This window comes from Pseudomonas sp. NPDC089547, from assembly GCF_050280665.1.
Taxonomy (GTDB): domain Bacteria; phylum Pseudomonadota; class Gammaproteobacteria; order Pseudomonadales; family Pseudomonadaceae; genus Aquipseudomonas.
Window position 1 is genome coordinate 1 of record NZ_JBNNVS010000082.1, and the last position, 12,277, is coordinate 12,277.

Below are 12,277 nucleotides of genomic sequence, written 5' to 3' on the forward strand. Positions count from 1 at the left end.
GCGCAGGGGCCGGATGATGGGAGCGCAGCGTTTTTTGGTTACTTTTTGTCGCGTTTGACAAAAAGTGACTCGCCGTAAGGGCGAAAAGGTGAGTCGGCGTCGCCACCGCAAATGGATTGTTCGCTGATTCAAAACAGACGTTGACGGGCATCCATGCCCGTCACCTCCCTCCGCAATCCCTCCGCTCGGCCTCCTGAAGTCGCAATTTGCGTTGCCTGAACTATCGCGCGCTTAGAAGCAAAGCCGAAGCAAGAGCAAGAGCAAGATCGGTCAGAACTGTGCATCACTGCTGCGAAGCGATGGCTTTCTCGATTGCGGCCCTGAACTCAGGGTCATCCGGCTTGGTCAGGCTGGAGAAGTTGCCGATCACCTTACCCTTACGGTCCACCACATACTTGTAGAAGTTCCACTTCGGCGCACTACTCTGGCTGGCCAACCCAGCAAACAGCGGTATCGCATCCTTGCCCCGCACCGCCTGGGTCTTGGTCATGGTGAAAGTGACGCCGTAGTTGGCATAACAAACCTTGGCAGTCTTTTCACTGTCGGCGTCCTCCTGCTTGAAGTCATTGGACGGCACACCAAGCATCTCAAGACCTTGCTCGTGATATTCCTTGTACGTCGCCTCAAGCCCCTCGAACTGCGGTGCAAAACCGCAATAACTGGCCGTATTGACCACCACCAGCGGCTTACCCGCAAAGCGCTGGCACAGGTCAACCTGCCCCTTGCCCCGCAATTCCGGCAGGCTGCCCTGCAATAATGCCGGGCAATCGGCAGCCCAGCTCGATGTACAGGCAAGCAGGGCCAGCACAGGCACCGTCAACCAATGTGCACGCATGATTCGTTCCTCCCGCAAGACAACCCTTGAGCTAGCAGGGTAGCGCCTAACAAACACTCATGCCCAGTTGCATCAGCGCCATCCCTCCCTGGTGCCAGCCCCACCACGCCAGCGCCAACAGCGCCAGAGCGGCAAGGGCCAGCAGCCCGCGAGCCAGGTAGGGGTTCATGCGGCTTGGGCCTGTAGACGAGCGACCGGCCGCTCGCGCACCGGCCAGTTCAGCGCTGCGGCCAGCAGGCTGAGCAGGATGGAAATCTGCCAGACCAGATCGTAGCTGCCAGTGCGGTCGTACACCACCCCGCCCAACCACCCACCGAGGAAGGCCCCTAGCTGGTGGAACAGGAAGACGATACCGCCGAGCATGGACAGGTTACGTACACCGAACACCGTCGCCACGGTGCCATTGGTCAGTGGCACCGTCGAGAGCCACAGCAGGCCCATGGCAATACCGAACAAATAGGCGCTGAACTCGCTGACTGGCGCCCAGATGAACAGCACGATCACCACCGCCCGCAACAGATACAGCCCCGTGAGCAAGCGCGGCTTGGACATGCGCCCGCCCAACCAACCAGCAGTGAAGGTGCCGACGATGTTGAACAAGCCGACCAGCGCCAGCACCGTGGTGCCAGTAGTAGCAGCCAGGTGCTGATCAACCAGGTAAGCCGGCAGGTGCACGCCAATGAATACCACCTGGAAACCACACACGAAGAAACCCAGCGCCAGCAACCAGAAGCCGGAGTGCGAGCACGCCTCGCGCAGTGCCTGGCCCAACGTCTGCTCGGCGCCATGGCTCGGCAGCGGGCGGTCACGCAACAGGCCGACGAAGGGCACGATGAACGCGACCATCAGGCCCAGTACCAGCAACGCCGCAGACCAACCCAGCCACTGGATCAGACCAAGGGTGCCTGGCAGCATTGCGAACTGGCCAAACGAACCGGCGGCGCTGGCGATGCCCATGGCCATACTGCGTTTCTCTGCCGGCACTGCACGCCCGACCACGCCAAGGATGACCGAAAACGATGTGCCGGACAGGCCAATGCCGATCAGCAAGCCGGCACTCAGCGACAGCGACCAGGCAGAATCGGCCATGCCCATCAGCATTAGCCCGGCAGCGTAGAGAATGCCGCCAATGATCACCACCCGGGCTGCCCCCAGTCGGTCGGCCAAGGCACCGGCGAACGGTTGGGCCAGCCCCCAGATCAGGTTTTGCAGGGCAATGGCAAAGGCGAACACCTCACGCCCCCAGCCAAAATCGGCGCTCATCGGCGCCAGGAACAGACCAAAGCCGTGCCGCACACCCAGGGACAGCGCCAGGATCAAAGCCGCCCCCACCAATACCCAACCGCTGGTTCGCCACACCGAAGTCATTGTCGTTATCTCCAGCACATCGCAAGGTTTTTGCGGGTATATACCCGCTTATAGTCGTATCAATTCAGGCCAGCTGATCCAGCAAACGCACCAGTTCATCGCGCTGCCCTGCACCCAACCGCTCCACCAGATCAATCTGAGCTTGCTCCCAGGCCGGATGTGCAGCTCGCAGCAGTTGTGTTCCGGCCTCGGTCAGCAGCACCACGCGGTTACGCTGGTCGTCACCATCGGCCAAGGCCACCAGCCCTTCCGCCTCCAGCACCCGCAAGTTGCGGCCCAGGGTACTGCGCTCCAGGCCCATGGCCTCGGCCAGGGTGGTGATACTGGGGCGGTCGAGCCGTTGCAGGTGCCTTAGCAGGGAAAACTGCGCGACATTGACCCCGAAGCCGGCAAGGGCCTCGTCGTAATGCCGGCTCACCCCACGGGCGGCACGACGCAAATGGGTGCAGATGCATTCACTGGTCAGCATGGATACGTGTATATACCCGCGTCATGAGTGTTGCAAGAGGTTTCACGGCTCATGGTCTTGCTCCGCTACTGCTTGCCCCAATGAAGCTGGTCTTTTTCGGAGCAACTGTCTTGCTCAAAACCTTGAAAAGCTACGCGATCCTGTAGGAGCGGCCTTGTGTCGCGAAAGGGCTGCGCAGCAGCCCCTGGAAATCGGCGTTGTCGCAGATATTGTTGGGGCCGCTGTGCGGCCCTTCGCGACACAAGGCCGCTCCTACAAGCGTCGCGCACATGTTTTTATATTGTGAGCGACATCAAATGCCAAGCGCCAACCCAAGCACGACGCTTAGTTCGAGCAACTCCAGCAACGCACCAGCGGTATCACCGGTGGTGCCACCAAGGCGCCGGCACATCAGGTGCCGCAGCCAGGCAAACACCGCCAGCGCCAGCGCCACAGCCCATCCGCCCAACACCAGACAGAAAAACACACTGCCCAGCAGCACCCACCCGGCTGTGCGCCGTGGCAAATGCTCGGCCAGAGCCTGGCCCAACCCGCCGGGCCGCACATAAGGTGTAGAAAGGAACAGGCCCAACATCGCCACCCGCCCGATCACGGGTGCCAGCAGCAATTGCGCGCCAATGCCCTGCTCAACCAGCACCCACAAGGCGCAGAACTTGAGCAGCAGCACCAGTACCAACGTAACCACGGCAATCGGCCCGCTACGCGGGTCTTTCATGATTATCAGCGTGCGCTCACGGTCGCCGAAACCGCCCAGCCAGGCGTCGGCGCTGTCCGCTAGCCCGTCCAGGTGCAAGGCCCCACTTAGCAGCACCCACAACGTCAATAGCAAAGCGGCATGCAGCGGAGCAGGCGTGCCTTGTAGCAGATGACTGGCCAGCCACAACAACAGGCCGAGCAGCAGCCCGACCAGCGGGTAGAACAACAGCGAACGCCCCAGCTCACGAGGTGCCGGCATGCCCGGCAGGCTCACAGGCAGGCTGCTGAGAAACTGCAAGGCAATCCAGAACGGCAACATATCAGCGCCCCTCGACCAACTGGCCGTCCTCACTCATCACCAGCCGCACCAACGCGCCATGCCCGACTTCAACCTGGAGCAACTGTTCCTTCGGCAAGCCACGCGCCCGGGCCAGCAACAATCGCATCACCCCGCCATGGGTGACCAATAGCACCCGCTTGCCTGCGTGCTCGCGACTCAAACGCTCGACAGCAGCCAGCACCCGGTCGGCGAATGCCTGCACCGGCTCGCCATTGGGCGGGGTGTAGCCGTAGGGGTCCGCCCAGAAGCGCCCCAGTGCATCCGCTTGGTCCTCCATTATCTGCGCAGCGCTACGGCCTTCCCAGTCGCCGAAATGCAGCTCTTGCAAACCTGCTTCACGCTGCACGGGCAAACCAAGCCGCCCACCCAGCTCATCGGCAAATCGCCCACAGCGCTGCAGCGGCGAGCTGACCAGCACCTGCCACGGACCGGCCCCAGCCACAGCGCCACGCATCTGCGCCCAGCCCTTGTCGGTCAAGGCATCGTCGAGGCTGCCACGCAGGCCACCTTGCTCTGTTTCACCGTGGCGCAGCAGGTCAAGGATCATGCTGGGCGGTCCGCTACAGCGGCCTCGGCAAAGGTCGCCATCTGCCCGTGCAGCGCACAGGCCAGGCGCAACAGTGGCACCGCCAGGGCGGCACCGCTGCCTTCGCCCAGACGCAGGCCCAGCGCCAGCAACGGCTCGGCCTGCAGCGCAGCGAGCAAGGCCTTGTGCCCAGGCTCTGCACCTTGGTGGGCAAACAGCAGCCAGGCCCGGCACTGCGGGTTAAGGCGTACCGCCACCAGTGCAGCGACACTGCAGATGAAGCCATCCACCAGTACCACCACACCCGCCTGCGCACAGCCGATGTAGGCACCGGCCAAGGCAGCGATCTCGAAACCACCCACACAACCCAATGCCTGCAATGGATCTTCAGCACGCAGGCCATGAAGGCTCAACGCCCGCTCGATGACCTCAGCCTTGTGACGCACCCCCGCATTGTCAAGTCCGGTGCCCGGGCCGCTCAGTTCAGCAGGCGGGCAGCTCATGAGGACGCTGGCCAACGCTGCTGCGGCCGTCGTGTTGCCAATGCCCATCTCGCCACCGATGAACAGCTGCGCCCCCTGTTCGGCCGCGCGCAGGGCGCTGTCGCGGCCTGCCTGCAAGGCACCTTGCAGCTGCCCCTCCGTCATGGCTGGCTGACGGGCAAAGTTGGCCGTGCCGGCACCCAGGCGCAGGTGGCGCACGCCGGGTAGGTCCAGATCAGGGTCGATAGTGCCCAGATCCACCACTTCAAGGCTGGCTTGCAGCTGGCGCGACAACACACTGATCGCCGCGCCACCGCCAACAAAATTGCGCAGCATCTGCCCGGTCACCGCTTGCGGATAAGCCGATATCCCCTCTTCGACCACGCCATGGTCACCGGCAAAAATGGTGATGGCGACCTGATCCAGCGTCGGCCGCTCACGCCCTTGCAGGCCTGCCAGCTGAATGGCCAAGCCTTCCAGCTGGCCGAGCGAACCGGCAGGTTTGGTCAACTGCTGCTGGCGGGCGTGGGCCTGGTCCATGGCGGCGTTGTCGAGGGGTTGGCAGGCGTCACGCCACCAGGCTTGAGTCATAGTGCAGGTCCTTTGAGCATTAAGGGCAGGCCGGCCACGGTCAGCACTACGCGCTGGCAGCGTTCGGCCACGGCCTGGTGCAGCCAGCCGGCCAGGTCGACATAGCGCCGGGTCAGCTCACCCATGGGCACCACGCCCAGGCCGGTTTCGTTACTGACCAGAATGAGCGTGCCGGGCAGCTGTTCCAGGCAGGCCAGCAGCGCATCACGCTCCTCGGCCAGGCGCTGGTCGTCCTCGAGCATCAGCAGGTTGGTCAGCCACAGGGTCAGGCAATCCACCAGCAGGCAGCGCCCTTCGGCCGCTTCGGCGCGCAGTACTGCGGCCAGGGCCAGCGGTTCTTCGACCAGCGCCCATTCACTGGGGCGGCGCTGGCGGTGCAATAACACGCGTTCGTTCATTTCACCATCCAGCGGCTGGCTGGTGGCGACGTAGGTCACCGGCAGGCCGCTGGCGCTGGCCAGCTGTTCGGCCAGGCGGCTCTTGCCCGAGCGGGCGCCGCCGAGAATCAGGTTCAGCATGTCAGCTCACCCCACAAAGTTGGCGCAAGTGAGCCGTGTCCAGGTGGTTTTCCACCAGATCAGCCAGGCGCTCGATATCGCGCTCGCGCAGCGCCTCGTAATCGATGGTCTGCACATCTTCCAGCCCAGCCCAACCCAGCAACGCAGCACACGACTGGCTGCCTTCGAAAAGGCCATGCAGGTAGGTGGCAAGGATCTGGCCATCGGCACTGAGCGCGCCATCACAACGGCCATCGGCCAACTGCACGGCAGGCTGCGCCAGGGCTGGCCCGGTGGTCACACCGGCATGGATCTCGTACCCGGCAACCGGCACGCCTTCAAGGCTCAGCGTCCCGGCAACGTTGCGCAGCTGCTTCTCGGCTTCGAGCACGGTGGCGTAATCGAGCAGGCCAAGCCCCGGGCTTGAACCGGCAACCCCTTCAAGGCCCAGCGGGTCATGCACTTCGCGGCCCAGCATCTGCAAGCCGCCGCAAATACCGATCAGCTTGCCCCCATAGCGCAGGTGCCGCTCGATGGCTTTGTCCCAGCCGCGTTCGCGCAGTTGTGCCAGGTCGCCGCGCACGCTCTTGGAGCCCGGCAGGATGATCAGGTCGGCAGCCGGAATCGGCTGGCCCGGGCCAATGAATTGCAGGTCCACCTGCGGGTGCAGGCGAAGCGGGTCGAAGTCGGTGTGGTTACTGATGCGTGGCAGCACCGGCACGATCACCTTCAGCACACGCTCGCGCTTGGCGCCCTGGCGCACGTCGATACCGTCTTCGGCTTCCAGGTGCAGGTCGGTGACGTAAGGCAGTACGCCCAGCACCGGCTTGCCGGTACGTTCCTCCAGCCAGTCCAGCCCTGGCTGCAACAAAGCGATGTCGCCACGGAAACGGTTGATGACAAAGCCCTTGACCCGCGCCTGCTCACTGGGCGAAAGCAACTCCAGGGTGCCCACCAGGTGGGCGAACACACCGCCCCGGTTGATATCGGCGACGAGAATCACCGGGCAGTCCACGGCTTCGGCAAAGCCCATGTTGGCAATGTCGCCGGCACGCAGATTGATCTCCGCCGGCGACCCCGCACCTTCGACCATGACCACTGGCCAGGCCGCACTCAGGCGCTGGTGCGAAGCCAGCACTGCCTGCATGGCGACGGCCTTGTAGTCGTGGTACGCCACTGCGTTCATGCTGGTGACCGCGCGGCCGTGGATGATCACTTGCGCGCCGGTATCGCTGTTGGGCTTGAGCAGCACCGGGTTCATGTCGGTATGGGGGGCCAGCCGGCACGCCTGGGCCTGCACCGCCTGGGCACGGCCGATTTCCCCGCCGTCGGCCGTTACCGCGCTGTTCAGCGCCATGTTCTGCGGCTTGAACGGCACCACGCCAACCCCCTGGCGCAACAGCCAGCGACACAGGGCGGTTACCAGCGTGCTCTTGCCGGCGTCGGAGGTGGTGCCTTGCACCATGAGGGTGGTCATGCCGTTTCCTTTTGGTAGGCAGCCAGGGCCTGGGCCAGGCGCTGTTCGCCCGCTGCGCAGGCGGGCAAGCCCAGGCGCACAGCCGCGGGGTGTTCGAACAACCGCACGAGGATGCCGCGGCAAGCGAGAAAATCATGCAACTGCGCGGCGCGCTCGCTGCGCACGTACTGGAACAGATCACAGCCGCCGCTGGGCGCAAGCCCGCTGCCGGACAGCAAGGTCGCCAAACGCTGGCTGGCGGCAGCGCAACGCTCAGTCTGCACACGTTGGGTGGTTTGATCCGCCAGGCTGGCCTGGGCCAGCACCCGGGTTGGCCCGTTGACGGTCCACGGGCCAAGCAGCTCGGCCAGGCGCAGCAGCAGGCTGCGCTCGGCGGCGACGAAGCCCAGGCGCACCCCGGCCAGGCCAAAGAACTTGCCGAACGAACGCAATACGATCAGCCCCGGGCGCTCTGCACAATCGACCACGCTATCCGCCGGGGTGTTGTCCATGAACGCCTCGTCGACCACCAGCCAGCCACCGCGGGCAGCCAAGCGGGCGTGCCAGCCCAGCAAGCGCTCACGCGACACACGCTGCCCGGTCGGGTTGTTGGGGTTGACCAGCACCAGCACGTCGAGGCTGTCGAGCGTCGCCTCGACCTGCCCCTCATTCAGCTCGACCAGTTGATGCCCCGCCCGTTGCCAGGCATACGGGTGCTCGGCATAGCACGGCGACAGCACCCCTACCCGCCCGGCCGCACGCAGCAGCGGCAAAGCCTGGATCGCCGATTGGGAACCGGCCACCGGCAGCAGCTGGCGGGCGCCGTAATACGCACGTGCGGCGTCTTCCAGCCCGTCTTCGGTTTCCGGCAGGCGAGCCCAGGCATCCGTGGGTATCGGCGGGATCGGGAATGGCCAGGGCGCAATGCCGCTGGACAGGTCGAGCCACTGCTCGCGAGGGATACCGTATTGCTGCACCGCACGCTGCAGGCGGCCACCGTGTTCAAGCATTGATGTAAGCCCCCAAGCAGATCAACAACAGCCAAAGCCACACGCCGCGCTGTACCAGGCTCCAGCCACGTTCGATGGCATCGGCATCAGCCATCGGCCCTTCACCCAGGCGTGGCCGCTCATGCAGTTCACCGTGGTAAACAGCCGGGCCGCCCAGTTCTACCCCGAGCGCACCGGCACCGGCGGCCATTACCGGCCCGGCGTTGGGGCTGTCCCACAGCGGGCCCTGCTTGCGCCAGCACGCCAGGGCCAGGCGGGTTTTGCCCAGTAGCGCGTAAGTCAGCGCCACCAGCCTTGCGGGAATATAGTTGAGCACGTCATCAATGCGCGCCGCGCACCAGCCAAAGCGCTCGAAGCGCTCGTTGCGGTAGCCCCACATGGCATCCAGGGTGTTGCTCAGGCGGTACAGCACCACGCCCGGCGCGCCGGCCACCACAAACCAGAACAGCGCGGCGAACACCGCGTCACTGCCGTTTTCCAGCACCGACTCGGTGGCCGCCCGGGCCACGGCGGGCTCGTCCAGCTCGCGGGTTTCGCGGCTGACCAGGTAGCCGACGCGGCGCCGCGCTTCTTCCAGATCACCCTGGCGCAGGGCGTTGGCCACCGGCAGCACATGCTCGCCCAAGCTGCGCATGCCCACCGCACAATACAGCGCCAGCACGTCCACCAGCCAGCCGATATACGGCAGCCACGACAGGATCAGCGCCACCAAAGTCAACGGCACAACGGCCAGGAACCAGGCGCTCACACCGTGGCTGCGCCAGCCACGGCCACCGGCATTAAGGCGGCGCTCCAGGCTACCGGCCATATTGCCAAAGGCCACCAGCGGGTGGCGCCGCTGCGGCTCGCCCAGCAAGGCATCCAGGGCCACACCCGCCACGGTCAGCAAGGCCACGCTCATTGGCGTTCTCCCCATTGGTTTTCGTACAACATGTCGCTCAAGGGCCGTTCTTCGGCCCAGTTTTCCAGCACCAGCATGGGTGCCGGGTAGAATTCGGCCACCGGGCCCAGGCACAGCACTGCCACCGGCTTGGCGCCGTCAGGCATGCCCAGCAGTGCCGCCAGCGCCTGGGGGTCGAACAGCGACACCCAGCCCATCCCCAGCCCTTCGCCACGTGCAGCCAGCCACAGGTTCTGGATGGCGCAGGCCAGCGAGGCCAGGTCCATTTCCGGCAGGGTGCGACGGCCAAAGATGTGCGGCTCGCGGTTGTCCATCAAGGCCGCTACCAGCAGCTCGGCGCAGTCATTGATGCCTTCCACCTTCAGCTTCATGAAGTCATCAGACCGCTCGCCCAATGCCTCGGCTGTACGCACCCGCTCCGCCTCCACCAGGGCCTGGATGCGGGTGCGCAGGTCACGCTGGGTGATGCGAATGAAACGCCAAGGCTGCATCAGGCCGACGCTGGGCGCCTGGTGTGCTGCGGCCAGCAGGCGACCGAGCATCGCTGGCGCTACCTGGCCACCCGCGAAATGACGCATGTCGCGGCGCTCGCCGATGGCCCGGTAGATCGCGGCGCGTTCGGCGTCGCTGTAAGCGTGTTCACTCATGGTCGCAACAGCGCCGCCGCCGCGTCCGGGTTGGAGGGGAAGTAGAAATGCACGTAAGAAGCGGTCAGCCGCCCCAGGCGATACACCGCTTCGTTGCCCCGCCCGCCGTTGGGGCTGAGGCCACGGGCGATCGGTTCCAGCGCCGTGCTGGTCAGCGAATGGTGATAGGTATGACCGCGCAGGGTGCCCTCCGGCAGCTCCACCGCCTGCAAGGCCAGCGCCGCCAGGCGCTTCTGCATGGTCGCCTCGCCCGGCAGCAGGCCGAGCAGCTCGGCACGCTCGCCGGCCACATCAGTCAGGGCATCGAGCAGGTACAGCATGCCGCCACACTCGGCCAGCAGCGGCTTGCCCTGGGCGTGGTGGGCACGAATTGCCTCGCTCATAGGCGCATTGGCAGCCAAGGCGTGGTGATGCAGTTCAGGGTAGCCGCCCGGAAGGTACAGGCTGTCCACCACCGGCAGTTCGTTGTCATGCAGCGGCGAGAAGAACTCCAGCTGTGCGCCCAGGTTGCGCAGCAGTTCAAGGTTGGCGCCATAGGTGAAGGCGAACGCCTCGTCCCGCGCCACACCAATGCGCACCCCAGCCAGCGAAGCACCACAGGCTTGAGGTTCGGGTCCGGTAAAGGTGACCGGCGGCGGCAGGGCTGCATCGCAGCTGGCGCCTAGCGCTTCGGCAGCAGCGTCCAGGCGGGCATCCAGGTCGTTCAGCTCGCTGGCCTGCACCAGGCCAAGGTGACGGCTCGGCAGCTCGATGCCGCGTTCGCGCGACAGGCCGCCATACCAGCGCAGGCCTTCGGTCAGGCTGCCTTCCAGCAACTGCGCGTGGCGCAGGCTGCCCACCCGGTTGGCCAATACGCCGGCGAACGGCAGGTCGGCCTGGTACCGCGCCAGGCCCAGGGCCAGGGCGCCGAAGGTCTGGGCCATGGCCGTGCCGTCGATTACCGCCAGCACCGGCACGCCGAAGTGGCGCGCCAGGTCGGCGCTGGACGGGGTGCCATCGAACAGCCCCATCACCCCTTCGATCAGGATCAGGTCGGCCTCGCCGGCAGCCTCCCACAGCAGGCGGCGGCTTTCCTCGGCACCGATCATCCACAAATCCAGCTGGTAGACCGGCGCGCCGCTGGCCCGTTCGAGAATCATCGGGTCAAGAAAGTCGGGCCCACACTTGAACACCCGTACGTTGCGCCCGAGGTTGCGGTGCAGGCGGGCCAGAGCAGCGGTGACGGTGGTCTTGCCCTGGCCAGAGGCCGGTGCCGCGATCAACACGGCGGGGCATTGACGGGGTTGGCTCACAGCTCGACGCCCTTCTGTGCGCGGATACCGGCCTGGAAGGCGTGCTTGAGCATGCCCATTTCGGTCACGGTGTCAGCCAGCTCGATCATTTCCGGCTTTGCTGCGCGGCCAGTGACGATCACGTGCTGCATGGGCGGGCGGGCCTGGATGTCGGACAGCACCTGGTCCAGGTCGAGGTAGCCGTGCTTGAGGGCGATATTCAGTTCATCCAGGACCACGAACTGCACATTCGGGTCTTGCAGCAACTGGCGCGACACCGCCCAGGCGGCTTCGGCGGCAGCGATGTCGCGCTGGCGATCCTGGGTTTCCCAGGTAAAGCCCTCGCCCATCACGTGGTAGCGCACCTGCTCGGGGAAGCGGCGGAAGAACAGCTCCTCGCCGGTGCTGTTGCGGCCCTTGATGAACTGCACTACACCGCACTGCATGCCATGGCCCAGGGCGCGCGCGAGCATGCCGAAGGCCGAGCTGCTCTTGCCTTTGCCATTGCCGGTCAGCACCAGCAGCAGGCCGCATTCGTTGGGGGAATTGGCGATGCGTTCGTCGATGACCGCCTTCTTGCGCTGCATGCGCGCCAGGTGGCGTTCGTCGCGTTCGGTGGCTTCGCTCATCAGGGTTCTCCGCTGGCTGGCACCACGGCAAGGCGTGGCGACAGGTAATAGGCAGGCAGACGGAGAACGCGCAGGGGCCATGGCAGGGCGCCACGGTGCACCGCGCATCACCCTCCGTGATGCCGTTGACAGTTCCAGGCCGGTCTCCGGGCTTGTGAGGGGGCTTTGGCCCTGGCCTGCGCGCCTTCCCGGGTGTTGGCACCCAGTGGCCCTGCGCGGCCGTAACTCACCTACCGTTGCGGGGGCAGCGCCGGAATCGCGCCATGCTGGCGCCCACCGGCTTCCCAGTTTCACCCTGCCCAGTAGGGGCTGGCAGGGCACCTGAAACACGCGCGAAGGTTAGAGGGTTGCACCCGGAGCGTCAATCGAAGCGGGTGTTGCAGCAAAGGATGATCTTGCTCCCGCTCTCGATCTGGCTTTTGATCTTGATCTTGATCTTGATCTTGATCTTGATCTTGATCTTCGCGACTTCAGGAGGCCGAGCGAAGGGATTGCGGAGGGAGGTGACGGGCATGGATGCCCGTCAAGCGCTGAGGCCCCATGGATGGGGCCTGCAGCG

The 12,277-nt window shown here is 65.2% G+C and carries 15 protein-coding genes and 1 riboswitch; all 15 genes read right to left on the minus strand.

The window, feature by feature from the left end:
• Positions 1 to 283: 283 nt before the first annotated feature.
• The 15 genes from ACQKPZ_RS27350 to ACQKPZ_RS27420 all read right to left on the minus strand — a co-directional run bounded on the left by ACQKPZ_RS27350 (position 284) and on the right by ACQKPZ_RS27420 (position 12,232).
• Entirely contained in the window at positions 284 to 835 is a 552-nt protein-coding gene (locus ACQKPZ_RS27350; protein WP_391138146.1) for a glutathione peroxidase, read from the minus strand.
• A 46-nt stretch (positions 836 to 881) separates the two neighbouring features.
• On the minus strand, positions 882 to 1,004 hold the full coding sequence (locus ACQKPZ_RS27355; protein WP_427544277.1) for a hypothetical protein: 123 nt from the start codon (positions 1,002 to 1,004) through the stop codon (positions 882 to 884).
• Positions 1,001 to 2,203: an MFS transporter gene (locus ACQKPZ_RS27360; protein WP_427544280.1), complete on the minus strand. Its 1,203-nt coding sequence runs from the start codon at positions 2,201 to 2,203 to the stop codon at positions 1,001 to 1,003. Before ACQKPZ_RS27360 ends, ACQKPZ_RS27355 begins: the two co-directional genes overlap by 4 nt.
• A 64-nt stretch (positions 2,204 to 2,267) precedes the next feature.
• Positions 2,268 to 2,672: a MarR family winged helix-turn-helix transcriptional regulator gene (locus ACQKPZ_RS27365; protein WP_391138155.1), complete on the minus strand. Its 405-nt coding sequence runs from the start codon at positions 2,670 to 2,672 to the stop codon at positions 2,268 to 2,270.
• Between the two features lie 292 nt (positions 2,673 to 2,964).
• On the minus strand, positions 2,965 to 3,687 hold the full coding sequence (locus ACQKPZ_RS27370) for an adenosylcobinamide-GDP ribazoletransferase (protein WP_427544283.1): 723 nt from the start codon (positions 3,685 to 3,687) through the stop codon (positions 2,965 to 2,967).
• A 1-nt stretch (position 3,688) separates the two neighbouring features.
• Entirely contained in the window at positions 3,689 to 4,255 is a 567-nt protein-coding gene (gene cobC, locus ACQKPZ_RS27375; RefSeq protein ID WP_391138161.1) for an alpha-ribazole phosphatase family protein, read from the minus strand.
• Positions 4,252 to 5,307: a nicotinate-nucleotide--dimethylbenzimidazole phosphoribosyltransferase gene (gene cobT, locus ACQKPZ_RS27380; RefSeq protein ID WP_427544286.1), complete on the minus strand. Its 1,056-nt coding sequence runs from the start codon at positions 5,305 to 5,307 to the stop codon at positions 4,252 to 4,254. The genes cobC and cobT overlap by 4 nt, the downstream gene beginning before the upstream one ends.
• Positions 5,304 to 5,825 carry a bifunctional adenosylcobinamide kinase/adenosylcobinamide-phosphate guanylyltransferase gene (gene cobU / locus ACQKPZ_RS27385; RefSeq protein ID WP_427544289.1) on the minus strand — a complete coding sequence of 174 codons (522 nt, stop codon included), beginning with the start codon at positions 5,823 to 5,825 and terminating at the stop codon, positions 5,304 to 5,306. Before cobU ends, cobT begins: the two co-directional genes overlap by 4 nt.
• A gap of 1 nt (position 5,826) precedes the next feature.
• Positions 5,827 to 7,281 carry a cobyric acid synthase gene (locus ACQKPZ_RS27390; RefSeq protein WP_427544292.1) on the minus strand — a complete coding sequence of 485 codons (1,455 nt, stop codon included), beginning with the start codon at positions 7,279 to 7,281 and terminating at the stop codon, positions 5,827 to 5,829.
• The gene (gene cobD / locus ACQKPZ_RS27395; RefSeq protein ID WP_427544295.1) at positions 7,278 to 8,270 is read right to left on the minus strand and encodes a threonine-phosphate decarboxylase CobD; all 993 of its coding nucleotides are present in this window, start codon (positions 8,268 to 8,270) and stop codon (positions 7,278 to 7,280) included. Before cobD ends, ACQKPZ_RS27390 begins: the two co-directional genes overlap by 4 nt.
• On the minus strand, positions 8,263 to 9,171 hold the full coding sequence (cbiB, locus tag ACQKPZ_RS27400) for an adenosylcobinamide-phosphate synthase CbiB (protein WP_427544298.1): 909 nt from the start codon (positions 9,169 to 9,171) through the stop codon (positions 8,263 to 8,265). The genes cobD and cbiB overlap by 8 nt, the downstream gene beginning before the upstream one ends.
• Positions 9,168 to 9,818, minus strand: a complete 651-nt coding sequence (bluB, locus tag ACQKPZ_RS27405) for a 5,6-dimethylbenzimidazole synthase (RefSeq protein ID WP_391138179.1) — start codon at positions 9,816 to 9,818, stop codon at positions 9,168 to 9,170. Before bluB ends, cbiB begins: the two co-directional genes overlap by 4 nt.
• Positions 9,815 to 11,110, minus strand: a complete 1,296-nt coding sequence (locus ACQKPZ_RS27410) for a cobyrinate a,c-diamide synthase (RefSeq protein ID WP_427544301.1) — start codon at positions 11,108 to 11,110, stop codon at positions 9,815 to 9,817. The genes bluB and ACQKPZ_RS27410 overlap by 4 nt, the downstream gene beginning before the upstream one ends.
• On the minus strand, positions 11,107 to 11,718 hold the full coding sequence (gene cobO / locus ACQKPZ_RS27415) for a cob(I)yrinic acid a,c-diamide adenosyltransferase (protein ID WP_427544303.1): 612 nt from the start codon (positions 11,716 to 11,718) through the stop codon (positions 11,107 to 11,109). Before cobO ends, ACQKPZ_RS27410 begins: the two co-directional genes overlap by 4 nt.
• 120 nt (positions 11,719 to 11,838) lie before the next feature.
• Positions 11,839 to 12,058: riboswitch (cobalamin riboswitch) on the minus strand.
• A 21-nt stretch (positions 12,059 to 12,079) separates the two neighbouring features.
• Positions 12,080 to 12,232 carry a hypothetical protein gene (locus ACQKPZ_RS27420; protein WP_427544305.1) on the minus strand — a complete coding sequence of 51 codons (153 nt, stop codon included), beginning with the start codon at positions 12,230 to 12,232 and terminating at the stop codon, positions 12,080 to 12,082.
• Positions 12,233 to 12,277: the final 45 nt, after the last annotated feature.